Genomic DNA, 23,186 nt, shown 5'->3' with positions numbered 1-23,186 from the left:
CGGTACCAGCGGCTGGCCTGCCTGTACCTCCGGCGGATGCCCCGGTACCTGCGGCCGCCGTAACGTGCCGGGAATGACGTCACTCCTCTCGGCGGCGATCACGGCCGCCGGCCCGCTGCTCACCGTCGACCTCGACGCGGTCGCCGCCAACACCCGCTTCTTCGCCGCACGAACAGCGGGCGAACTGATGGCCGTGGTCAAGGCCGACGGGTACGGCCACGGCGCGGTCGCCGTCGCCGGGACGGCGCTCGCCAACGGCGCCGCTCGGCTCGGCGTCGCCACGATCGACGAGGCGCTGGCGCTGCGCCGGAGCGGGATCGCCGCGCCGACCACCTGCTGGTTGAGTCATCCGGGAGACGACTACCCGGCCGCCGTCGACGCCGGCGTCGATCTCGCGATCCCGAGCGTCGACCATCTGCGGTCGATCGCCGGCACCACCGGGGTGGCACACGTGCACCTGCACCTCGACACGGGAATGGCTCGCGACGGCGCCGAGCCGACGGGCTGGATCGAGCTCTGCCGCGAGGCGAAGCAGGCCGAGGCCGCCGGGCGCATCCGGGTGGTGGGCCTGATGGGCCACCTGGCCGACGGTGACGATCCCGGCGCTCCGAGCAACCGCCTCGGCCGGGCGCTGTTCGAGTGGGGGCTCGACGTCGCCCGCCTCTCCGGGCTCGATCCGCGCATCCGGCATCTCGCCGCGACCTCGGCCACCCTCACCCTGCCGAGCACCCATTTCACGGCGTGCCGCGTCGGAGCCGGACTGGTGGGCATCGATCTCTCCCGCACGGCACGGCTGGCGTCGCCGATGACCCTCACGGCGCCGCTGCTGCTCGTGCGCACGGTGTCGCTCGGCACCCCGGTGGGCTACGGGCACGATTGGGTGGCACCACGATCCACCCGCCTCGGCCTCATCGGTCTGGGCTACGCCGACGGTCTCCCCCGCAGCGCGGCCGGGCGGGCGGAGGTGCTGGTGCGCGGCCGGCGGCATCCGGTGGTGGGGCGGATGTCGATGGACCAGGCGGTCATCGACCTCGGCGACTCCGGGGCCGGAGTCGGTGACGAGGTCACCGTGTTCGGGCCCGGCGGGGCGGGCGAACCCACCGTCGCCGAGTGGGCGGAGTGGGCGGGGACCATCGAGCATGAGATCGTGACGCGGGTCGGCAGCCGGGTGCGTCGGCGCACGGTGGGCGGATCGCGGCGCGGCACGGCCGGCGAGGCGGCGGAGTCGCGAACATACGCTCAGGCACCGCTCTCGGGGCGCCCCGCATGAGCCGGCTGCGGGCGGTCGTGATCGGGGGCGGGCGCAACCCCGAGCACGAGGTGTCCTTGGCCTCGGCTGCCGCCGTCGCGGCCGGGCTGGACCGGTCGCGCTACGAGGTCGTCGCCCTCACCATCGACCCCGACGGTCGGTGGTGCGACGGCACCGGAGCCGAGATCGGCCTGTCGCGGGCGACCGAGGTGCTGCGCGGATGCGACGTGGCGATCCCCATGGTGCACGGGCGGCTCGGCGAGGACGGCGCGCTGGCCGCCCTCTGCGAACTCGTCGGCGTGCCCTACGTCGGATCGGGCATCGGCGCGGGTGCGATCGGCATGGACAAGCGGGTCACCAAACTGCTCGCGAACGCTGCCGGCATCCCCACCGCCGCGGCCGTGCTGCTCGACCGGTCCGCGGCGCACGCGTACCGCTTCCGGGAGCCCGTCGTGGTGAAACCGGTCTCCGCCGGATCGAGCGTGGGGGTGTCGCTGGTCACCTCGGCCGATTCGCTGACCGATGCCATCGACGCCGCGCTGGCCGTCGACGAGCACATCCTCATCGAGGAGCGCCTCATCGGTCGCGAGATCGATGTGGCCGTACTGCGCCGGGCCGACGGCTCGACCGTCGTCACGCCGCCGCTGGAGATCGTGGTCGACGGCGTCTTCGACCGCGTGTCCAAGTACGGCGGGAACGCCGTCTTCCGCGTTCCCGCGGCGCTCCACGACGAGGAGCGCTGGGAGCTCGAGCGGGCGGCGGAGCGGATGTACGACGCCCTCGACTGCTCCGGCGTCGCCCGGATCGACTTCTTCCTCACCGCCGACGGCCCGGTGCTCAACGAGGTCAACACCACGCCGGGGTTCACCGCGCAGTCACAGGTGCCCCGGATGTTCGCGGCAGCCGGCATCCGTTACTCCGCCCTGCTCGACCTGCTCGTCGAGGCGGCCCTGGCCCGTTCAGCCGCGCGAAGGATAATGTCATGATGCACTCGCCGATCGTCCGCGCCTGGGCACCCGATGTCGCCATCGGGTTCGTCATCCTGGTGCTGGGCTTCTGGGAGGCCTACACCAACGCGTACTCCGGGTACGCCGGAGGGTCGGTCACCCTCGTCGTGGCCCTCGGCACCGCCGTGGCCGTCGCGCTCGTGCGGCACGCCGGGTGGTGGTCGTTCGGCATCCTCTGGGCACTCCTGGTGCTGCAGGCCGCCACCACTACGGATCTCATGGTGATCGAGCTGGCCGTGGTGGGCGTCGCCTTCGGTCTCGCGCGCTGGGGCTCCCGTCCGCTCCTCTGGGCCAGCGGGCTCTCGATCCCGATCGCCACCTTCTTCGCCATCAGCTACGTCGGCATCCTCGCCAACGGCCTCTGGGGCACGCGGGTGCTGCGCAACGTGATCGTGCCGCTCGTCGACAGCGGCATCTCCTGGCCGCTGGTGGTGCTGCCGATGATCGCCGGGGTGCTCGCGCTGCCCTGGTTCGCCGGTCTCGCCGCCCGCTACTGGGGAGCAGCCCGGGCCTCGCAGCGCTCGCAATCGGAGGCGGAGGCCGAGGCGCTGAGCGCTCAGCTCGAGCGGGCCAGGATGACCGAGATCGCGGCACTCCGGGAAGGTCAGGCGCGGCTCGCCCGCGACGTGCACGACGTGGTAGGGCACTCGCTCACCGTCATCTTGGCGCAGGCGGAGTCGGCCCAGTTCCTCGACAGCGCCGACCCCGCGGCTCTCCAGCGCACGATGGCGAACATCGCGTCGACGGCACGGACCTCGCTGCAGGAGGTGCGGAGTGTACTCGCGTCGCCGGACGGCGATCCGGAGCACCGCACCGACCTCGACACGCTCATCGACACCACGCGCGCCAGCGGCAACGAGATCATCGTGACCGACCTCGGGTCGCCGCGGCCGCTGCCGCCCGAGCTCGCCACGGTGGCGTTCCGGGTGCTGCAGGAGATGCTCACGAACGCGCTGAAACACGGGCGGCGCGACGGCGCGATCGCTGTGACACGGCAATGGGACGACCGGTTGCGCGTCACCGTGACGAACCACACCGATCCCGCCCCGATGGACTCGGAGGGGGTCTCGGACACCGGAGCGGATGCCGAACCCGATGCGATCTCGGCGAGTGGCAGCGGACTCGCCGGGATGGCGCGGCGGCTCGAATCCGTGGGCGGCTCGCTCGAGGTGCACGACTCCCCCGCGGGCTCGAACGTGTTCACCGTCACCGCGACGCTGCCCGTGCGCGCGGGCCGCCCGCTCGAGGCGGCGACGTCGTGAGCGATCCGGCGAGCACCGTCGCGCCTCCGCCGATCCGGGTGCTGCTCGTCGACGATCAGGATCTCTTCCGCGAAGGCATGCGCGTGATCATCGACGCGCAGGCCGGCCTCGAGGTCGTGGGAACGGCGAGCGACGGCGCGGAGGCCGTGGAACTCGTCGACGCGCTCGCTCCCGATGTCGTGCTGATGGACATCCGGATGCCCGAACTCGACGGTGTCGAGGCGACCCGCCGGATCTTCCTCCCCGATCGCGCGCAGAAGCGGACGCACCCGGTGCGCGTGCTGGTGCTGACCACCTTCGACCTCGACGATCGGGCGGCCACCGCCATCCGTCACGGCGCGAGCGGGTTCATCCTGAAGGACACGACGCCGGCGATGCTGATCGACGCGATCCGCACCGTGCACGCCGGCAACGCCGTGCTCGCGCCGCAGAACCTCGCGGCGCTGCTGAGCGGGCGGTTCCCGGAGCGGGCTCCCGCCCCGGACAGCTTCGGCACGCTCACCGAGAAGGAGCGCGACGTGTTCGACGCCGTGGCGCGCGGGGCCTCCAACGCCGAAGTGGCGAAGGCGCTGTTCACCAGCGAGTCGACGGTGAAGACGCACGTGGGCTCGATCCTGCGCAAGCTGGCGCTGCGCGATCGCGTGCAGATCGTCGTGTTCGCCTACGAGTACGACCTGGTCTGAGCGCCAGGGCTCCGGCACCTGCGGCCATTCGGCCGCACCAGAGGTTTCTGCAGCCCTGCACCTGAGGCGGAGCTGGTCGGAACCCGGTGCCGATTCGCGGCCGGGTGCCGATCGCGAGGCTGGAGGGGATCAGAAAGGATCCATCGTGCACCTCCGCCCCTTGCTCTCCGCACTCGCTGCGGCATCCGTTCTTCTCGCGCTCTCCGGGTGCGGTGTCGTGAACGGGGTCGCCACAGGTCGGGCCGCGAACCCCGGAGACCACCTGCCCGTCCAGAACTCCTCCGAGCTCGGCACCGATGACGGGTACATCCCGGTGGGCACGAGCGTGGCGCTCACCGACGACGTTCCGGCCGTGACCAACCTCGACGGGCACCTGCGCGACGCCCTGACGAGCGCTGCCGAGGCTGCCGCCGAGCGCGGGGTGGAGTTCACCCTGGTCGACGGATGGCGGAGTGCCCGCTACCAGCAGTATCTGTTCGACCAGGCGGTGGCTCAGTACGGGAGTGCCGAGGAGGCCGCCCGCTGGGTGAAGCGGCCCGACCAGTCGAAGCACGTGCTCGGCGAGGCGGTGGACATCGCCACCGCCGACGCCATGGACTGGCTCAACCGCTTCGGGGGTGAGTTCGGTCTCTGCCAGATCTACGCCAACGAGGCCTGGCATTTCGAGCTCGCCGCCGACGACAGCGGTACCTGCCCGCCGCAACTCACCGACGGTTCGGCCGCGTGACCCTCGTCACGAGCGCGCGTCGCCGGAACAGCAGGCTATCAATTCACAGGGCGTCTACGAGCTTGGTCAGCCGCGCAATGGTCTCCTCTTTGCCGAGGATCTCCATCGACTCGAAGAGGGGTGGCGACACCTTGCGACCGGCGACCGCCACGCGCAGCGGACCGTACGCGATACGCGGCTTCAGCCCGAGCCCCTCGACGAGAGCGGCGGCGAGGGTCTCCTGGATGGCGTCGTGCGACCAGTCCGGGAGCGCTACGTCTTCGAGGGCGTTGATGGCGGCGTTGAGCACGAGCCCGACGTTGTCGGGCAGGGTGGCGAGCGCGTCTTCGGTGTAGCCGAGCTCCTCGGTCGTCACGAAGAAGGGGCCGACCAGGTCGGGAGCCTCGCCGAGCAGCGCCATCCGGGTCTGCACGAGGGGCGCGACGGCCGACAACGTGGCGCTCTGAGCCTCGTCCAGCGGCGTGGTGACCACTCCGGCGGCCTCGAGGTAAGGCACCAGGCGAGCTGCGAAGTCGTCGACCGCGAGCAGACGGATGTGATCGCCGTTGATCGACTCGGCCTTCTTCAGGTCGAAGCGGGCCGGGTTGGGCAGCACGTCGGCCACGTCGAACGCGGCCACCATCTCGTCGAGCGAGAACACATCGCGGTCGGGCGCGAGAGACCAACCGAGCAGGGCCAGGTAGTTCACGAGGCCCTCGGGGATGAATCCGCGGTCGCGGTGGTGGAACAGGTTCGACTCGGGGTCGCGCTTGGAGAGCTTCTTGTTGCCGTCGCCCATCACATAGGGCAGGTGACCGAAGCGCGGCACGAAGGTGGTGATGCCGATGTCGATGAGCGCGTGGTAGAGCGCGATCTGGCGAGGCGTCGACGAGAGGAGGTCTTCGCCGCGGAGCACGTGCGTGATGCCCATCAACGCGTCGTCGAGCGGATTCACCAGGGTGTAGAGCGGATGCCCGTTCGGACGCACGATGACGAAGTCGGTGAACGAACCGGCCGGGAAGGTGATCTCGCCCCGCACCAGGTCGTCGAAGGAGAGATCGGTGTCGGGCACGCGCAGCCGTAGGGCGGGCTCGCGACCCTCGGCGCGGAACGCGGCCTTCTGCTCCTCCGTGAGATCGCGGTCGAAGTTGTCGTAGCCGAGCTGCTTCGCGCGTCCGGCGGCCTCGTTGCGGGCGTCGATCTCCTCGGCGTTGGAGAAGCTCTCGTACACGTGACCTGACTCGAGGAGCTGGGCGATGACGCGACGATAGATGTCGTAGCGCTGCGACTGCCGGTAGGGCGCGTGCGGGCCACCGACGTTGACCCCCTCGTCCCAGTTCAGGCCGAGCCAGGTGAGCGCGTCGATGATCTGCTCGTAGCTCTCTTCGGAGTCGCGGTTCGCATCCGTGTCTTCGATGCGGAAGATCATCTTGCCGCCCGTGTGCCGGGCATAGGCCCAGTTGAACAGGGCGGTGCGCACGAGACCGACGTGCGGCGTGCCCGTGGGGCTCGGGCAGAACCGGACGCGGACGTCGGCTCCGGTGGCGGTGGAGAACGGATGCGGGGAAGTTGCGCTCATGACCCGTCGATTCTACGGGGCGGGGCCGGTCGGGGGCGCCGGAAGAGGCATCCTGTGGACGGAACCGCTTTCTCCACAGGGGTGCCGTGGAGAGGACGAGGTGCCACGCTGGAGTCATGACCGCGACCCCGAAACGCGCCGTACGAGACGTCAGCCAGAGCCGTGTCTTCCACGTGCTCGCCCGCTCGGGCTTCGCCGTGAACGGACTGCTGCACATCCTGATCGGCGGGATCGCGATCGGCATCGCCTTCCACGACGGGCAGGGCGGCGAAGCCGACCAGAGCGGGGCCCTGAAGGGCCTCTCCGACACGCCGGGTGGCCTGTTCGTGCTTTGGGTCGCCGTCGTCGGCCTGTTCGCGCTCGGCCTCTGGGAGGTGGCGCAGGTGATCCTCGCCACCGGGGCGGACGCGAAGAAGAAATGGGGCAAGCGCGCCACGGAAGCCGGCAAGGCCGTGGTGTACTTCGTGCTCGGTGCCACCGCCCTCATCTTCGCCCTCGGCGGCACCAGCGACTCCTCCGAGAACAGCCAGTCGGCCAGCGCCACGCTGCTCGCGACTCCCGGCGGCGTGTTCCTGCTGGTCGCGGTGGGACTGGCCGTGGTGGGTTTCGGGATCGGGTTCATCTCGATCGGTATCCGGCGCACCTTCCGCAAGCTGATCGTCACCCCCGCCGGCACCGCCGGACGCGCGGTCACGATCCTCGGCGTCGTCGGCTACATCGCGCAGGGCGTCGCGCTCGGCGTGGTCGGGGTGCTGTTCGTGGTGGCCGCGGTCACCTACGACGCGGAGAAGGCCGCGGGTCTCGACGGCGCCCTGAAAGCCCTCACCGATCTCCCCTTCGGCGTCGTCATCCTGGTGGCCGTCGGCATCGGCCTCATCTTCTACGGCCTCTTCCTCATCGCCCGCGCCCGCCTCGCCCGCCTCTGACCCCCGACCCGGCCGGTTCAGTCTGTCAAGCCCACCACTGTCACCCCGAAGCTCCCGAAGTCGCGGTCCTGGGTGAGGATCTCACTCACGCCGTGGTCGATGCAGATGGCGGCGATCCGGGCATCGTGGACACGCGGGCCCGTCACGCCTCCTTCGAGGATGCGCTCCAGGGTCGCCCAGTGCGAACTCGTCTCCCCCACGAGCTGCAGTGACGGTGACGAACGCCAGACATCGATCTGCCGTCGGGCTGCAACAGCGAGCGAACCGCCGGAAAAGATCTTGGGGTTGGTGACCACCGCGTAGAACTCGTGGATGCACGGCCACGGGATGGCCCAGGCCGCCGGGCTTTCGGCGAGCTCGCGAACCGCGGCCGCCGCTCTCTGATGCAACGGAGAATCGGCGAGAAAGGCGTACACGAGCACATTCGTGTCGACCGCACGCATCCGCCTACCGCTCGTATGACTGCAGCACGACGCCGTGCAGACCGCCGTCTCGTTCGACGCGCTCGCGCAGCTCCGGCTCCATCGCGGACCATCCCGCGATACTGGCGTCGGGCAGCCTGAACCTCTGCTCGCTCGACGACTCCTCCACCACTCGCGTCAGGGCTTGCTGCACAATGGCACGTGCCGTGACGCCCCGCTCGCGCGCGATGCGCTTGATCTCCTTCACCAACGGTTCCGGGATGTCGAATGTGGTCTTCATGCTCATACGGTACAGCCAATACTGCTGGCAGTATCGAAGAACTCTCACGAGCGGAATTGTGGAGGCATCCCGATTCGACCCGGCCTGTGCAGGACCGGACGACGCGCTAGGCCGCCGAGCGCTGGGCGCGGAGGCGCACGAGGAGGTCGGGGGCTCGGCGGTCGAGCTGGGCACCGCCGACGCGCACTCCGATGACGAAGAAGATCGCGCCGAGCACCACGCCCACCAGCAAGGTCAGCCAGCCCAGCAGGGCCGAGTCGAAGACGAGGCTCAGGACGGCCAGCACCGAGGCCGGGATCATCAGCAGCAGGGAGACGCCCCAGGTGGCGAAGCCCGACAGAGCCGTGGTGAAGCCCGCGCCCGGAGCCGACTTGAAGGGATTGTCCCCCGCCGCCGGCACCGGAACGATGAGCTGCGACGACGACACGCTCACCACTCCGAAGCCTCCGAGGAGGGCGGCCGCGCACAACCCGAAGAGCATCGGCAACAACGACCAGGAACCGGTCACGGCCACCGAGATGAGGGTGATGACCACCACCAGCGGCACCGCGATGATGGCGAGCGCCGCCACCCGACCGATGCGGTCGTCGCGCCCACGCACGCCGTCGGCGATGTGGGTGGCGAACGCCGTGCCGTCGTAGGAGATGTCCGTGTAGATGCCGAGGGCCAGCAGGAACGCGATGATCGGCCCGGCCGCGTTGAGCAGCCCGAGCGAACCCATGTTGTTCGAGTAGAACCAGAGCAGCACGGGGATGAGCGGCACCACGATCAGCTGCCGCGCATAGCGCGGGTCGCGCCGCCAGTAGGTGAGCGCACGCGCCGTGATCGCTCCGGTGGGCGTGGCCGGCAGCACGCCGAAGAGACCCGTCTTGCCGCGCGCCACCCGCTTGCTGCCGGAGGTCGCGGGCGAGACGAGCGCCACACCGAGGCTCCAGCGCCAGATCACCACGAGCAGCGCCAGCGTCGCCAGGGCGATGAGGAACTTCAGCCCCGCCGCTCCGAAGTCGCCGATCGCGATGTCGGCCGGCACCGCCCAGGCCGCGCCGAGCGGCGACCAGCTGAGGGCCCGCGCGATGCCGGGGAGGGCATCCGCCGACAGCGCGATCCCGCGCGAGAGGCCCACGATCAGCGGCCCGAGCAGGATGAGCGGGATGAAGATCAGGATGCCGGCGAGCTCACGGAACCGCCGCCGCGACTGCAGGCTGGTGGAGAGCGCCGCCACCGTGCGCGACCCGACCACGCAGATCAGCACGGCGAGCACCGCACAGACAGCCGCCGCGACCGCAGCGAACGGTGACCGCAGCCAGGTGGCGATGGTGGCGAGCGCCGCGATCGACGTCACGATGCCGGGAACACCGAGCACCCCGGCGGCCGTGAGGCCAACGAGCAGCTTGCTCATCGGCAGCGGGAACACCACCAGCCGGGCGGGGTCGAGCGTCTGCTCGATGCCGAACGCGACGAGCGGCACGACGATCCAGCCGAGCACCACCGCCGACCCGGCCAGCACCACCACGGTCGTCGCCAGCTCGGTCGGCGCGAAGCCGAGGGCCACCAGACCGGCCACGGCGAGGCCGAGGATGCCGACTCCGTAGAGGGCGCCGATGATCACGGCGATCAGCTGCCAGACGCTCCGCTTCAGCGAGTTGCGGAGCACCAGGAAGCGGAGCTTTACGAGCGTCGCAACCATTCCGGCCCCTCTGCGTGGGTGCGGCCGCCGACGAGGTCGACGAAGCGGTCTTCGAGCGTGGAGCCGTCGCGCACCTCGTCGACCGTTCCGGCCACGAGAACCCGGCCGTGGGCGACGACGGCGACGTGGTCGCACATCCGCTGCACCAGGTCCATCACGTGACTGGACACGATGACGGTGCCACCGTTCTGCACGTAGCCGGTGAGGATGTCGCGGATGTTCGCCGCGGACACCGGGTCGACCGACTCGAACGGCTCGTCGAGCACCAGCAACCGGGGGGCATGCACGAGGGCGCAGGCCAGGGCGATCTTCTTCGTCATGCCCGCGGAGTAGTCGACCACGAGCGTGCCGGCGGCCTGCTCCAGGTCGAGCAGCTTCAGCAGGTCGCCGACGCGTTCGGCGACCTCGGCGCGGTCGAGGCCGAAGAGCAGGCCGTTGTAGGTGACGAGCTGTTCGCCGGTGAGGCGGTCGAAGAGTTTCACGCCGTCGGAGAGGTTGCCCACGAGCGCCTTCGCCTTCACCGGCTCCCGCCACATGTCGACGCCGTGGATGAGCGACTGTCCGGCGTCGGGCCGCAGAAGGCCCGTCGCCATGGAGAGTGTGGTCGTCTTGCCGGCGCCGTTGGGCCCCACGAGGCCGTAGAACGACCCGACCGGCACGGTGAGGCTCAAGTCGTCGACGGCGAGCTTGTCACCGAAGCGCTTGCTGAGGCCGGTGAGCTGCAGCGCCGGCTGCCCCGCGGAAGCGGGTGCGGCCGGGGCCGGCGCGGGCGCGGGCGTGGATGCGGCCGACGCCGGCGCGGGCACGGCGGGCGGGCCGGCGGCGGGCACCGGCGCGGAATGGTCTGACATACGTGTTTCCCCTCACGGTCAAGGCCCTTCCACTCTGGTCTGAACACGCGCGCCGGACAACCGCCCTCGCCGAGCGGGCCGGAATCGCCGTCGCGAGGGTGCGCATCCAGGTGCCGGGGATACGCTCGCAGGCATGACCAGCACCACGCGGAGGCCGAAGGCGCAGAGCTCCACCGTCGCGGCACGCTGGCGCTCGCACCTGCTCTCGACCCTCTCGGGGCGCGACGACGGCCGGCCCGAGTGGGTCGACGAGATGGCCCTCGGCGAGGACGTGGGCTTCTTCGGTCCCGGCTCGGCCTCTTGGGCGGTGCACGGCGGCATGGCGACGATGGTGGCGGGCATCCGCGCCTTGTTGATGCAGACGCTGCACCCGGGCGCGATGGCCGGGGTGCACGACTGGTCGCGCTACCGCGAGGATCCGCTGGGGCGACTGACCGGCACCATCCGCTGGCTCGTCACCGTCACCTTCGGCGACTCCGGGCTGGCGCGCCGAGAATCGGGCCGGGTGGCGCGGTTCCACGACAGGGTTCGCGGCGAGTACCTCGACGCCTCCGGAGACCCGCGGCCCTACTCGGCCGGCGACCCGGAACTGCTCTCCTGGGTGCACCTCGTGTTCACCGACGCGTTCCTCGCGAGCCACACGCTCTGGGATCGCCCGATCCCGGGCGGCGCCGACCGGTACGTCGACGAGTGGGCCGTGGCCGCCGGGTTGATCGGCGTTCCGGATGCGCCACACAGCGCGGCCGAGCTGCAGCGGCAGCTGGACGCCTTCGCCGACGCGGGCATCCTCACGAGCGACGAACGGGTGGCGGAGGCCGTGCGGTTCATCCGCCGCCCGCCCCTCGCGAAGGGCATGATGCCCGCCTACCGCATCATGTTCGCGGGCGCGGTCGCCTCGCTGCCGAAGCGCTACCGGCGGATGCTCGGACTCCGCCGCTCCCCGCTGCCCGTGATCTGGGCCACCGGCCGGGTGCTCGCGATCGTGCGCTGGTTCATGGGCAGTTCGTCCTCGTCCGAGGACGCGGCGATGGCACGGGTGCGCCGTCTCGCAGCGGAAGGCCGGGCCATCGAGCCGGTCTCGGCCCGCTGACCCGGCCTCCCGGGACGGTGCATCGTCTGTCTCGGCCGATCAGGCTGCGACGGACTCCTCGAGCTCGTCGGTGTCGACCGATCCCGCGCGCAGCGGGGCGAGGGCCTTCGACCAGGCCACGAGCTGGTCGAGCATGACGCCGACCTGCGGCTCCAGGTAGTCACTCGGCGTGAACGTGGAGAAGTTCTCGAACTCGGTGACGATGGAGATGGCGACCTGAGCGCGCACGGTGGCGAGCTGCAGCTCGGAGGCGATGAGGCGCAGGTGCTCGACCGCGCGGGCTCCGCCCACGCCGCCGTAGCTGACGAACGCTGCCGCCTTGTTGTTCCACTCGGTGTAGAGGTAGTCGAGCGCGTTCTTCAGCACGCCCGAGGTGGAGTGGTTGTACTCCGGCGTCACGAACACGAAGCCGTCGAACTCGGCGATCTTCGCCGACCATGCCTTGGTGTGCTCGTTCTGGTAGGCGTTCATCGAGGGGGGCATCGCCTCGTCGAGGTGAGGCAGCGGGAAGTCGGCCAGGTCGACGAGCTCGAACTCGGCGTCGTCACGGCGGGAGGCGATCTCCGTCACCCACTTCGCCACGGCTTCTCCGTTGCGTCCCGGACGGGTGCTGCCGAGGATGATCCCGATCTTGGTCATGTGGTGTGTCTCCTTCAGGAACGAATCGTGCGTCATGCGCGTTGTCAGTCATGCACAACAACGCCGGTGCGGAATTAGTCCCGCTCCCGGCCACGCACTTTGAGGTGCGTGATGAACATGAGAGGACGTAATCCGCGATGACGGCAGAGCTCCTGGATTCCTATGCCGAACTCAATCGTGCCTGCGACGTGAACGAGAGCCGCGAGCTCGTGCGCGACATCTTCACCATGACCGGTGACAAGTGGTCGATGCGGGTCATCAAGGCCCTGGCCGACGGCCCGCTGCGGTTCACCCGGCTGATGGCGTGTGTCGAGGGCATCTCCCACCGGATGCTGACGCGCACACTCCGCACGCTCGAACGCGACGGACTGGTGAGCCGGCAGAGCTACGCCGAGTCACCCCCGAGGGTCGAGTACTCGCTCACGGAACTGGGCGAGACGGTGCTCGAGCCGGTGATGGCGTTCATCCAGTGGACTCACACGCATCAGGCCGAGATCGAGGCGAGCCGGGCACGCTTCGACGGCTGAGGGATGCGGCGTCCCGCGTGACCGACGCGGTGACGAACGCCTGACTCGCCTCGGCGTGACGCGCGGTGAGCTCGGCGAACAGTGCCGTGCTGCGGGCTCCCGGCCAGTCGGCCGGCAGCAGGTCTGAGGGGAGGCCCGGGTCGAGATAGGGCAGCGGTCGCCAGACGTCGACACCGCGGAGGTAGCGCGCGAACGCGTCGGCACCGGGATCGGGCGAAGCGCCAGGGGGCGCCTCGAGCAGGGCGGTGAGGCCCGCGATCGCCTCGCGATGCCGTTCGGCCAGCGTGTCGAGATCCCACCACTCGGCGACGGCGCCGCGCAACTCCCCGGCCACGCGGGGCCGCTCGGTGCGGAAGAGGGTCGCGGATGCCCGGATGCCCAGCTCGTCGAGGATGTCCTCCACCTCGCCGGCCAGGAAGTCGGGGCAGATCCAGAGCGCGGGCGAGACCGTGCCGCATCCGATCCCGCTCAACCGGCGCCGTAGCTGATGGCGCAGCTGCCGCTGCTCCTCAGGAAGGGTGAAGGAGACCAAACACCACGGATCGCCCGGCTCCATGCTGCGGGCGGCGAAGATGCGGCGGTCGCCCTTCGCGAGCATCCCGATCGCGTCCGGACGGAGGGCGTACCCGGCGGCGCCGTCGCGGGCCCCCGGGGTCAGGAGTCCCTTCTGCTTGACGCGCGCGATGGCGGTGCGGGTGCGGGCGGCGGGCACGTCGAGGTGCTCGAGCAGGGCGACCAGATCGGCGCTGGAGATCCACCCGCCGAGGCGGCGCAGGTAGAGCCCGATCACGGTGCGCAGCAGCGAGGTGGTGCTGCCGGGGCGCGACTCGAGGTCGTCGAGGACGGTCATGCGGGCGGGGCGGTGGAGGCGGGTCGCGCAGAATCGTGGACGGCCTCGAGCAGTGCCGCCTCGATCGCGTCGATGCCGAGCTGCACCTCGGTGAAACTCGTGCTGAGCGGCGACAGGCCGAGGCGCAGCCCGTCGGGAGCCCGGAAGTCGGGGATCACCCCCCGCTCCCACAGCCGCGCCGTCACCGCACGGAACTCCGGATGCCGGATCGTCACGTGACTCCCCCGCTCCGCGCTCGCGAGCGGCGACGCGATCGTGACGCCGAGCGGAACGAGCTGCGCCTCCACCCGCCGCAGCGCATGCTCGGTGAGGGCGACCGACTTCTCGCGGATGGCGTGGATGCCCGCTTCCTCGATCAGGTCGAGCATGTGCTGCATGGCGAGCATCCCGACCACCGGTGGGGTTCCGCTGAGGAAGCGACGCATCCCCTCACCCGGCACGAAGCCGTCGCCCATGGCGAAGACGTCGGCGGCGCCCATCCAGCCCTGCACCGGTTGCTCCAGCTCGGACTGCAGGCGGCGGGCGACGTAGCCGAACGCCGGCGCCCCGGGGCCGCCGTTGAGGTACTTGTAGGTGCAGCCGACGGCCAGGTCGACATCGGCCTCGTCGAGCGGGATCGGCACCGAGCCGACGGAGTGACAGAGGTCCCAGAGCACGAGCGCCCCGGCGTCGTGGACGGCCCGCGTGATGCCGGCCAGGTCGGCGAGGAAGCCCGAACGGTACGCCACGTGACTCAGCACCACGAGCGCCGTGTCTGGACCGATCGCCGCGCGCACCTGCTCGAGTTCGACGCCGCGGGCCGGATCGACGGAGATCCAGCGGATGCGCAGACCCCGTTCGCGCGCGATCCCCTCGGCCACGAAACGATCGGTGGGGAAGTTGTCGTCGTCGAGCACGATCTCGTGACGGCCGGGGCGCGCGTCGACGGCGGCGCGCATCAGCTTGTAGAGCAGGACCGTGGTGGAGTCGGCGACGACGGTCTGGCCGGCGGCAGCGCCGAGAGTGGCGGCGGCGATGCGGTCGCCGAGGGCGAAGGGCAGCGCCATCCACTGCTCGTCCCAGGCTCGGATGAGGCGGCCGCCCCAGTCCTCGGCGACGAAATCGCCGAGACGCTCGGCGGTGACCCGCAGTGGCCGGCCGAGGGAGTTGCCGTCGAGATAGGCGACGAGGCCCTCGCTCGGGTGGAACCGGTCGGTGAATCGCGCCAGCGGGTCGTTCCGGTCGAGCTCGGCGGCGGTCGGATCGGTCATGCGTGCATCTCCTCGAGGTCATCAGCGGCCACGACACGGGCGGTCTGCAGCCAAGCGGGAAGCTCATCGACGTCGGCCGGCGCCCGCGTCGGCGCCCACGACACCCTCGCCCCGACGTCGATCACGTCCTCCCCCGTACTTCGCGCTAACTCGCGTGACGGGAGGGGTGCGAGAGCGTCGAGGAGCCGGGGAGCGGTGAGGCCCGCAGAGACGAGCGCCTCGAGTTCGCGCACGTTGAGCGCTGTGGGCAGGGGGCCGTTGCCGAGGTCGGTGCCGTAGAGCACCCGGCCGCCCGCGGCGATGAAGCGGGCCAGGTTGTCGAGCGCGACAGCGGATGCCGCGGTGGGAGCGCCCCACCCGTGGATGTCGAGGGTGCTGACCCAGGTCGTCCGCGCGGCCAGGGCGGCGATCAGGTCGTCGTCCAAGCGCTCGGTCCAGGGCGTGTGCGCCAGCCGGTCGACGCCGAGGCGCTCGGCGCGCCTGGCCTGCCCCTGTCCCTCGGCGTGCGCGACGACGATCAGCCCAAGGCGGTGTGCCTCATCGACGACGGCCCGCGCGACCTCGTCGCTGATCTCCCTCCCGTGGTCGGCGTGCAGCACGAGCTTCACGAAGCGGGCGCCGGCGCGGTGCATCTCGGTGACTGCGGCGAGCGCGCCGGCGACGTCGCCCAGCTGCCGCACCGCCGCATCCGGAGCCCACGACCGGCCCGACGGATACCCGCCCACCCCGGTCAGGAACGCTCCCGCGAACTCGACCTCCGGCATCCCCGGCTTCTCCGAAGCGTCGGTACCGCGCGCCCAGCCGGACGCGATCGCCGGGTCCCAGCCGAGGTCGACGACGCGCGCGATCCCACCCGCGACGAGGGAGCCGGCATCCACCAGCCCGAGGTGCACGTGCGCGTCGCAGAAGCCGGGCAACACGACCCCGCCCACCGGGGCGACGGCATCCGCGTCCACGTCCTCGCCGGAGCGCAGCACGGCGACGCGGCCGGCGCAGATGCGCAGCACCGCTGGGCCCGTCCACTCCCCCACCCACGCGTCGTCGACCGCGACGAAGCGGTCCTCCGAACTCACGCGCCGATCTCCGTGCGCACCGCGAACAGCTCGGGGAAGAAGGTCAGCGACAGTGCCCGCTCCAGGAACCCCGCTCCCGACGAGCCGCCCGTGCCGGCCTTCATGCCGATGGTGCGCTGCACCGTGCGCAGGTGCCTGAACCGCCAGAACTGGAAGTTGTCCTCGAGATCGACCAGCTCTTCGCAGGCCTCGTAGACCCGCCAGTTCTCGCCGGCCGATTCGTAGATCTCGCGGAAGATCGGCACGAGCTCCGGATGCAGCACCCACGCCTTCGTGACGTCGCGCGTCAGCACCGCGGCCGGCACCGCGAACCCGAGCCGCGCGAGGTAGCGGAGGAACTCGTCGTAGAGACTCGGCTCCTCGAGCAGGGCGGCCAGCACCGCGCGAGCCGCCGGATCGGAGTCGAACACCGACAGCATCCGTTCGTTCTTGTTGCCGAGGATGAACTCGACCGCTCGGTACTGGTGGGATTGGAACCCCGAGGAGTTCGCGAGGAACCCGCGGAACTCCGAGTACTCCGTGGGCGTGAGCGTGGCGAGCACCGACCACTGCTGTGTGAGTGTCTCCTGAATGTGCTTCACCCGCGCGATCCGCTTCAGCGCGGTGCCGATGTCGTCGCCCCGGAGGCTCTCCCGCGCCGAGCGCAGCTCGTGCAGCATCAGCTTCAGCCAGAGCTCACTGGTCTGGTGCTGGATGATGAAGAGCAACTCGTCGTGGTGCTCCGGCACGCTGACCGGGCGCTGGAGCGCGAGCAACTCGTCGAGGGCGAGATAGGAGCCGTAGCTCATCCGCTCGGAGAAGTCGGTGACGATGCCCTCGTCGAATGCCCTGGTGTTGTCGTCGACGCCCATCCCCCGACGTTACATCATCCTGACGCCCGCCACGATGATGAAATGTGGCTAGCCCATCCAGCCCGCGTTCTTGAACATGCGGCGCAGCTCGAGCACCGTCGCCTCGGAGACCGGTACGCCGTCAGGGCGCCGGATCTCGAGGCGCTGGTTGCCGAGGTGCACGTCGATCTTGCCGCCGCCGTGGCTCTCCTCGACCTCCGCCACCTCCTTCAGCATGGTGACGAGGTCGTTCCACCCGATCTTGTGGGTCGTGGCGTGGTACTCGATCTGGTCGAGGATCTGACGCGAGTCGGGGGTGAGGTTCTGCGGTGCGGCCATGGCGGGAGCCTTCCTGCTGAGGGTTGTCCCACCACCCTAGCCACCGGTCGCTGAGGGGTGAAGGCTGCGGCTCAGCGCCCTCGACCCGAGAGCCGACCGACGAAGTCGGCCAGGAACGCCTCGCGGTCGACGTCGAGCACCACCACCGTGTCGGGTGCCGGCGTGGTCGGCCAGGAGACCGGCAGACCCTCGGCGGTACGCACCAGGTGCGCCCGGATGGCGAACCCGTCGGTGGTGATGTTCACCGGGCCGGTGACCGACTTCGTGATCCACTCGGGCTGCACGAGCAGCGCCGCGGCGAGACCGTCGTGCGCAGGCGACACCCGGCGTCCCCAGGAGAACTGGTAGAAGTCCATGTACGCCTCGAGGATCTGCGCCGAGAACGTGCCCCACTCGGTTCCCGCGCGGTGCAGCGCCTGCACGGCCTGCTCGTCGACGATGGTACCCGCCGTCACGTTCACGCCCACCATCACGAGGCGGTTGCGCGGCGCCGCGAACACCCGGGCGGCCGCCTCCGCGTCGTTGTGGATGTTCGCATCCACCATCTGCACGGTGCCGAGCGGCGGGAACGGACCCGATCCGCCCATGATCACGACCGAGCGGTAGAGGGTGAGCAGATCCGGCTCGATCTCGAGCGCCAGCCCGAGGTTCGTCAGAGGTCCGACCGGCAGCAGGTCGTAGTATCCCGGGCGGGAACGGCCGAGTTCGATGAGCAGCTCGGCCGAGGAGAGCGGCGAGAGGTTCTTCGGCTCGAGCTTCTCCGGCCACAGGTCGCCGAGCCCGTCGTGCCCGTGCACGTGCGACGCGATCCGCGCTTCGCCGTGGATCGGTCCCGCGGCACCTCGCGCGACGAGCGTGTCTTCGAGGCCCGCGACCTTCAGCACCCGCGCGATGTTCGCGACGGCATCGTCGACCGGGGTGTTGCCGTAGACGCTCGTGATCGCCGAGATCTCGACGTCGTCGCGACCCGCCAGGTAGAGCAGTGCAAGCGCGTCGTCGATGCCCGTGTCGGTGTCGAGCACGATGTGGCGCACGGAATCGTTCGCGGTGGCGGGGTTCTGGTCGGTCATCGTGGAGCTTTCTGGTCGAGGGATCGGATGCGGGAGGAGCGTCGGGGCACCGGCTCAGGCCACGGTCTGGCGCCGCCGGGTGAAACGGATGCGGGTGACCACGAGCACGAGCAGCGTGATGGCGTAGGGCGCGGCATCCGTCAACTGCTGCGGGGCTCCGATGCCCTGCAGCCGGAAGCCGAGCGCCTCCGCGGCACCGAAGCCGAGGCAGGCGATCGGCAGCCAGAGCGGACGCCCGGCCACGAGCATCACGGCCGCCACGGCGATCCAGCCGCGCCCCGCCGTCATGTTCTCGGTGAACACGGTCACGTTGCCGAGTGCGAGTTGCGCACCGGCGATACCGCAGAGCGCTCCGCCGACGATGGTGGCCCAGGTCTGGTAGGTCGCCACGTTCACGCCGAGCGAGGAGGCGGCATCCGGATGCTCGCCCACGCCCCGCAACCGGAGCCCGGCCGGCGTGACCTTCAGCCAGACGCCCACGAGCGCGATCACCACGAAGGCGAGCGGCACGAGCACGGTCTGACCGGCGAAGATCGGCCCGATCACGGGGATGTCGGCGAGGAACGCCATCTTCGGCAACCCGTCGAGGCCGCGCGGCGAGAACGATCCGGAGACCCCGAAGAGCACCCGCATGAGGAACCCGGTGATGCCGAGCGCGAAGAGGTTGGTGCCGATGGCGATGATGATCGGATCGGCCTTCCAGCGCGCGGCCCCCACCGCGAGCACCACCGAGAACAGCGCCGTGCTGAGCAGCGCGACGAGCACGGCGGCCCAGGCGCTTCCGGTGTAATAGCTGCCCGCCACGGCGGCGAAGGCCCCCCAGAGCATCTGCCCCTCGAGGGCGATGTTGAACACGCCCACCTGCGCCGAGATGGCGCCCGCGAGGGCGGCATAGAGGATGGGCGTCGCGGCCAGCAGCACGGCCGCCACGAAGCCGAGTTCGAAGACGTGCATCAGGCAGAGCTCCGTCCGGTGCGCCGCTGATCGATCACCGTGCGGAGCGCGAGCACCACGATCACGACGCCCTGCAGCACGTCGGAGAGCTGGCGCGGGACATCCGCCGAGCGTTCCATGGCGGTCCCGCCCACCTGCAGCACGGTGAAGAGGATGGCGGTCACCGGGATGAGTGCGGGCCGTCCGCCCGCGAGCAGCGCCGCCGCCAGCCCGGCGAAAGTGTAACCGGGCGAGATGAGCGCACCGTCGATGAGCCGGTAGGGCGAGGAGAGCACGATGATCGCGCCGACGATGCCGGCGGCCGCTCCCGCCGTGGCCATGGCGCCGAACGCGAGCCGGCCGACCCGCACGCCGCCGTACGACCCGAAGCGCCGGTTCGCGCCCACCACCCGCAACTCGAAGCCGACCGCGGTGCGGGAGTCGACCACCCAGAACGCGACCATCATCGCGATGATGATCAGGAGGCCCACATTGCTGTAGGAGAGGTCGCCGAGCGCGAACATCCGGGCTCCCTCCGGCAGCCGCGGCGTCTGCGCCTGACTGGCGCCGACCTCGCCGAGCGGGAACCGCACGAGGAACGACACCACCGCCACCGCCACCGGCGAGAGCAGCAGCGTGCTGATGATGATCGGGATGCCGAACCGGGTGGCGAGCGGAGCCGAGAGCGCTCCGAAGGCTCCGGAGAGCACGGCGGCGCCGAGCACGGCCAGCGGCACCACGATCGGGCCGGGAAGCGGCACGTTGCCGGCGATGACCGCCGCGGCCAAGCCGCCGAGCACGAGCTGGCCGTTGCCGCCGAGGTTGAACTCGCCCATCCGGAGCGGGATGGCTGCGGCCAGCGCCATGCCGCAGATGAAGCCCCAGACCGAGAAGGTGTAGTCGAGCGTTCCGGGATCGAGTGCGCCGTTCAGCACGGCGGCGTAGGCGGTGATCGGATCGAGGCCGGCGGCCGCGATGATGACGGCACCGATGAGCAAGGCGACGATCACGGCGCCGATCGGCACGACAGCCGGATGCCGGAGCGCGGCTGAGAGCAGGCGCGCGCCCGGCCGACGACGCGGCGTGACCGGAGGCAGTTCTGTGGTGGTGCTCATGTGAGGGGACTCTCGTGTTCGCGGTCGATGCTGAGCTGCACGGGGTCGAGCGGAGGCGCGGGTTCGGTCGCGGCATCCGGGGCCGCTGCAGCCGCCCCCGCCATCGCGGCGCCGATCAGCGTCGTCGTGGCCGCGGAGCCCGGGAACTCGGCCACCACCGCGCCGGAGTACATGACGAGGATGCGATCGGCCAACGCCAGCAGCTCGCTGATCTCGTGCGAGACGAGCAGCACGGCGCCGCCGCCTGCTCGGTAGTCGAGCAGCCGGCCATGGATCGACTCGATGGCGCCCACGTCGACGCCCTGCGTCGGCTGCTCGGCGATGAGCAGCGGTGCTCCGTGGGAGAGCTCCCGAGCGATCACCACCTTCTGGGCATTGCCCCCGGAGAGCGCGCCGATCGGCTGGAGCTCGCCCGAGGTGCGCACGTCGTAGTCGGCGATGAGGTCACGGGCCCGGGCGCGTTCGGCCCGGATCGACATCCAGCCGCGCCGCGGACCGTGGGCTGCGCCGATGGGTGGCGTGCGGTGGTGCCCGAGGGTGAGGTTCTCGGCCACCGACAGGGTGACCGCACTCCCCTCGCCGCGCCGGTCCTCGGGGATGACGGCGAGGCCCCGGGCGCGCCGGTCGCGCACGTGCCAGTCCGACACCTCTTCGCCGAGCAGTCGCACCGATCCGGACGCCAGGGGCACGGTGCCGAGCACGGCCGCGACGAGTTCGTGCTGGCCGTTGCCGGAGACGCCCGCGATGCCGACGATCTCCCCCGCGCGCACGGTCAGCGACACGTCGTCGACGACGATCCCGTGCCGGGCATCCCCGACGGTGGCGCCGGAGACCTCGAGCACGACGTCGCCCGGTGTTCCGGTGCCGGGGTTCCGCACCTCGTCGATCTCGCGCCCGGTCATCGCGTGCACGAGCGCAGCACTCGTGGCCTCGGCCGTGGCGAACCGCCCCGTCACCCGACCGTCGCGCAGCACCGTCACCTCGTCGCTGACCGACAGCACCTCGTGGATCTTGTGGGTCACGAGCACCACGGTCGAGCCGCTGTCGGCCGCTCGCCGGATCACCGCGAACAGGGAGTCGACCTCGCTCGGCGTGAGCACCGCGGTCGGTTCGTCGAGGATGAGGATGCGGGCATCGCGGTGCAGCGCCTTGAGGATCTCGACGCGCTGCCGGGCGCCCGCGGAGAGCGTTCCGACGATCGCGGAGGGATCGGTCTCGAGACCGTAGCGGGCGCTGAGTTCGCGCACCCGGGCATCCGCCGCCCTGCGGTCGATGACGGTGCGGCCGAGCAGTCCGCGTCCGCGCGGTTCGGCGCCGTAGACGACGTTGTCGGCCACGCTCATCGAGTCGAAGAGACGGAAGTGCTGGTGCACCATGCCGAGCCCGGCCGCGATCGCGTCGAGCGGGCCGTCGAAGCGCACGGGCGATCCGTCGATCTCGATGGTGCCGGCATCCGGGGTCAGCAGCCCGAACAGCATCGACATGAGCGTCGACTTGCCGGCGCCGTTCTCGCCCATGACGGCGTGCACGGTGCCCCGGCGCAGCACGAGATCGACGCCGTCGTTGGCCACGACGGCGCCGAATCTCTTGCCGATGCCGGTCAGGCGCACGGCGGGAGGTGCGGAAGAGGTCATCCCGCCGTCAGTCATCCAGCCGTCAGGGGGTCGGTGACCGTGATCTCGCCGGAGACGATCTGGTCGCGCACCTTCTTGACCTGCTCGAGCACGTCGGGGTGGTCGACGATGAGGCACTTCGAGTCGGCCGCGTCGTCTTCGAGGCCGGTGAGGCCCACGCCGCCCTCGGCCAGGCCGTAGGCGGTGAAGCCGCCGGTCTTGCCGTCGAGGATGTCGCCGACGGAGTTCACCAGGGCCACGTCGACGCGCTTGATGGCGTTGTCGACGACGTTGCCGGGCGAGTCGAGGCACTGGTTGGTGTCGACGCCGAAGGCCTTGAAGCCGCTCTCGGCCGCGGCCTCGAAGATGCCGATGTTACCGCCGGAGGACGCGGCCTGGACGTAGTCGGCCCCGCCGTCGGCGAGGATCTGGGCCTGCGCCTTGGCACGGGCCTGGTCGCCGAAGGGGTTGTCGCCACCGACGTACTGAGCCGCCGTCTTCACGCCCGGGTCGACGCTCTCGGCGCCGGCGAAGAACGGGTCGACCCAGCGGTGGATGAACGGGGTGTCGAGCGAGGCGACCACGCCGACGCTGTTCGCCTCGGTGAGCAGGCCCGCCTCGACACCGGTGAGGTAGGTGGCCTCGTACTCCTTGAACACCGCCGCGGTGAGGTTGTCGGTGGGGTTCTCGGCCGAGGTGTCGATGAGCAGGAACTGCTGGTCGGGGTTGTCGGCGGCCGCCTCGGTGAACTGGTCGAGCACGCTGAAGGTGACGCCGATGATGATGCTCGGCTTCTCCCGGATCGCCGCGTCGATGTTCTGCTGGATGCTCGTCGGATCTTCGCTCTCGTAGACGTCGACCGAGGCGTCGTACTTCTCGCCGGCCTCCTTCGCGCCGTCGGCGGCGAGCTGCAGGAAGTTGTTCGAGCCGATCGGGTTCGGCGTGATCAGGATGATCGAGTTCTCGGAGTCGGCGGCGGCGTCGGTGCTCGAAGCGCCGCCCGAGCTCGAGCACGCGGCCACGGATGCGAGCAGGCCGGCCGCGAGCGCGATCCCGGCCGCACGGCGTGCGATTGCGGACATGGATTTCCCCTTACGGAAGCGGGTTGCTGTGACCTCCAGGCTAACGAGACACCGAGTCCCGAACGCGCCCCTGGGTCACATACCGAAACATTCGGAGCGCCCGCATCCGGATGCCTATGGTCG

At 70.5% G+C, this 23,186-nt stretch carries 24 protein-coding genes; 8 read left to right on the top strand and 16 right to left on the bottom strand.

What is annotated here, in order from left to right; genetic code table 11:
- Positions 1 to 73: 73 nt before the first annotated feature.
- From alr to ACFJGU_RS15100, 5 genes are all read left to right on the top strand, one after another.
- Positions 74 to 1,270, top strand: a complete 1,197-nt coding sequence (gene alr / locus ACFJGU_RS15120) for an alanine racemase (protein ID WP_382304325.1) — start codon at positions 74 to 76, stop codon at positions 1,268 to 1,270.
- Entirely contained in the window at positions 1,267 to 2,235 is a 969-nt protein-coding gene (locus tag ACFJGU_RS15115) for a D-alanine--D-alanine ligase (protein WP_382304323.1), read from the top strand. Before alr ends, ACFJGU_RS15115 begins: the two co-directional genes overlap by 4 nt.
- Positions 2,232 to 3,518 (top strand): sensor histidine kinase, encoded by a 1,287-nt coding sequence (locus ACFJGU_RS15110; protein WP_382304321.1) that lies wholly within the window; start codon positions 2,232 to 2,234, stop codon positions 3,516 to 3,518. Before ACFJGU_RS15115 ends, ACFJGU_RS15110 begins: the two co-directional genes overlap by 4 nt.
- Entirely contained in the window at positions 3,515 to 4,201 is a 687-nt protein-coding gene (locus tag ACFJGU_RS15105; protein ID WP_382304319.1) for a response regulator, read from the top strand. Before ACFJGU_RS15110 ends, ACFJGU_RS15105 begins: the two co-directional genes overlap by 4 nt.
- 145 nt (positions 4,202 to 4,346) lie before the next feature.
- Entirely contained in the window at positions 4,347 to 4,928 is a 582-nt protein-coding gene (locus ACFJGU_RS15100) for a M15 family metallopeptidase (protein ID WP_382304318.1), read from the top strand.
- A 43-nt stretch (positions 4,929 to 4,971) separates the two neighbouring features.
- On the opposite strand, the gene gltX is transcribed toward ACFJGU_RS15100, so the two are convergent.
- Positions 4,972 to 6,486 (bottom strand): glutamate--tRNA ligase, encoded by a 1,515-nt coding sequence (gene gltX, locus ACFJGU_RS15095; RefSeq protein WP_382304316.1) that lies wholly within the window; start codon positions 6,484 to 6,486, stop codon positions 4,972 to 4,974.
- Between the two features lie 116 nt (positions 6,487 to 6,602).
- Between gltX and ACFJGU_RS15090 the strand changes: the two genes are divergently transcribed.
- A complete protein-coding gene (locus ACFJGU_RS15090) occupies positions 6,603 to 7,412 on the top strand; it encodes a DUF1206 domain-containing protein (protein WP_382304314.1) in 810 nt (269 codons plus the stop codon).
- A gap of 17 nt (positions 7,413 to 7,429) precedes the next feature.
- Here ACFJGU_RS15090 and ACFJGU_RS15085 read toward each other — a convergent pair whose 3' ends face one another.
- From ACFJGU_RS15085 to ACFJGU_RS15070, 4 genes are all read right to left on the bottom strand, one after another.
- On the bottom strand, positions 7,430 to 7,855 hold the full coding sequence (locus ACFJGU_RS15085; protein WP_382304312.1) for a type II toxin-antitoxin system VapC family toxin: 426 nt from the start codon (positions 7,853 to 7,855) through the stop codon (positions 7,430 to 7,432).
- 4 nt (positions 7,856 to 7,859) lie between these two features.
- A complete protein-coding gene (locus ACFJGU_RS15080; RefSeq protein WP_382304311.1) occupies positions 7,860 to 8,114 on the bottom strand; it encodes a hypothetical protein in 255 nt (84 codons plus the stop codon).
- A 106-nt stretch (positions 8,115 to 8,220) separates the two neighbouring features.
- Positions 8,221 to 9,801 (bottom strand): transporter, encoded by a 1,581-nt coding sequence (locus ACFJGU_RS15075; RefSeq protein ID WP_382304310.1) that lies wholly within the window; start codon positions 9,799 to 9,801, stop codon positions 8,221 to 8,223.
- Positions 9,783 to 10,652 carry an ABC transporter ATP-binding protein gene (locus ACFJGU_RS15070; protein ID WP_382304309.1) on the bottom strand — a complete coding sequence of 290 codons (870 nt, stop codon included), beginning with the start codon at positions 10,650 to 10,652 and terminating at the stop codon, positions 9,783 to 9,785. The genes ACFJGU_RS15075 and ACFJGU_RS15070 overlap by 19 nt, the downstream gene beginning before the upstream one ends.
- Before the next feature lie 133 nt (positions 10,653 to 10,785).
- On the opposite strand from ACFJGU_RS15070, the gene ACFJGU_RS15065 reads away from it, so the two are divergent.
- The gene (locus tag ACFJGU_RS15065) at positions 10,786 to 11,742 is read left to right on the top strand and encodes an oxygenase MpaB family protein (protein WP_382304308.1); all 957 of its coding nucleotides are present in this window, start codon (positions 10,786 to 10,788) and stop codon (positions 11,740 to 11,742) included.
- A gap of 39 nt (positions 11,743 to 11,781) precedes the next feature.
- On the opposite strand, the gene ACFJGU_RS15060 is transcribed toward ACFJGU_RS15065, so the two are convergent.
- The gene (locus ACFJGU_RS15060) at positions 11,782 to 12,381 is read right to left on the bottom strand and encodes an NADPH-dependent FMN reductase (protein ID WP_382304307.1); all 600 of its coding nucleotides are present in this window, start codon (positions 12,379 to 12,381) and stop codon (positions 11,782 to 11,784) included.
- Positions 12,382 to 12,518: 137 nt separating this feature from the next.
- On the opposite strand from ACFJGU_RS15060, the gene ACFJGU_RS15055 reads away from it, so the two are divergent.
- Positions 12,519 to 12,908 carry a winged helix-turn-helix transcriptional regulator gene (locus tag ACFJGU_RS15055; RefSeq protein ID WP_382304306.1) on the top strand — a complete coding sequence of 130 codons (390 nt, stop codon included), beginning with the start codon at positions 12,519 to 12,521 and terminating at the stop codon, positions 12,906 to 12,908.
- On the opposite strand, the gene ACFJGU_RS15050 is transcribed toward ACFJGU_RS15055, so the two are convergent.
- The 10 genes from ACFJGU_RS15050 to ACFJGU_RS15005 form a co-directional block, all read right to left on the bottom strand.
- The gene (locus ACFJGU_RS15050) at positions 12,844 to 13,758 is read right to left on the bottom strand and encodes a PaaX family transcriptional regulator C-terminal domain-containing protein (protein WP_382304305.1); all 915 of its coding nucleotides are present in this window, start codon (positions 13,756 to 13,758) and stop codon (positions 12,844 to 12,846) included. The two genes, ACFJGU_RS15055 and ACFJGU_RS15050, sit on opposite strands and share 65 nt — an antisense overlap.
- Positions 13,755 to 15,008, bottom strand: coding sequence for a kynureninase (locus ACFJGU_RS15045; protein ID WP_382304304.1), 1,254 nt, complete (start codon positions 15,006 to 15,008; stop codon positions 13,755 to 13,757). Before ACFJGU_RS15045 ends, ACFJGU_RS15050 begins: the two co-directional genes overlap by 4 nt.
- Entirely contained in the window at positions 15,005 to 16,081 is a 1,077-nt protein-coding gene (locus ACFJGU_RS15040) for an amidohydrolase (protein WP_382304303.1), read from the bottom strand. Before ACFJGU_RS15040 ends, ACFJGU_RS15045 begins: the two co-directional genes overlap by 4 nt.
- Positions 16,078 to 16,932 (bottom strand): tryptophan 2,3-dioxygenase, encoded by an 855-nt coding sequence (locus tag ACFJGU_RS15035; protein ID WP_382304302.1) that lies wholly within the window; start codon positions 16,930 to 16,932, stop codon positions 16,078 to 16,080. Before ACFJGU_RS15035 ends, ACFJGU_RS15040 begins: the two co-directional genes overlap by 4 nt.
- Before the next feature lie 48 nt (positions 16,933 to 16,980).
- Complete coding sequence (locus ACFJGU_RS15030; protein ID WP_382304301.1) at positions 16,981 to 17,250, bottom strand: hypothetical protein; 270 nt, start codon at positions 17,248 to 17,250, stop codon at positions 16,981 to 16,983.
- 71 nt (positions 17,251 to 17,321) lie between these two features.
- The gene (locus ACFJGU_RS15025) at positions 17,322 to 18,320 is read right to left on the bottom strand and encodes a nucleoside hydrolase (RefSeq protein ID WP_382304300.1); all 999 of its coding nucleotides are present in this window, start codon (positions 18,318 to 18,320) and stop codon (positions 17,322 to 17,324) included.
- Positions 18,321 to 18,374: 54 nt separating this feature from the next.
- Positions 18,375 to 19,274, bottom strand: a complete 900-nt coding sequence (locus ACFJGU_RS15020) for an ABC transporter permease (protein WP_382304299.1) — start codon at positions 19,272 to 19,274, stop codon at positions 18,375 to 18,377.
- Entirely contained in the window at positions 19,274 to 20,368 is a 1,095-nt protein-coding gene (locus ACFJGU_RS15015; protein ID WP_382304298.1) for an ABC transporter permease, read from the bottom strand. The genes ACFJGU_RS15020 and ACFJGU_RS15015 overlap by 1 nt, the downstream gene beginning before the upstream one ends.
- Positions 20,365 to 22,002 carry an ABC transporter ATP-binding protein gene (locus ACFJGU_RS15010; RefSeq protein ID WP_382304297.1) on the bottom strand — a complete coding sequence of 546 codons (1,638 nt, stop codon included), beginning with the start codon at positions 22,000 to 22,002 and terminating at the stop codon, positions 20,365 to 20,367. The genes ACFJGU_RS15015 and ACFJGU_RS15010 overlap by 4 nt, the downstream gene beginning before the upstream one ends.
- Before the next feature lie 11 nt (positions 22,003 to 22,013).
- Entirely contained in the window at positions 22,014 to 23,063 is a 1,050-nt protein-coding gene (locus ACFJGU_RS15005; RefSeq protein WP_382304296.1) for a BMP family ABC transporter substrate-binding protein, read from the bottom strand.
- Positions 23,064 to 23,186 lie beyond the last annotated feature (123 nt).

This window comes from Herbiconiux sp. UC225_62, from assembly GCF_042694625.1.
Lineage (GTDB): Bacteria > Actinomycetota > Actinomycetes > Actinomycetales > Microbacteriaceae > Herbiconiux.
This window is presented reverse-complemented; position numbering and strand designations above follow the sequence as displayed.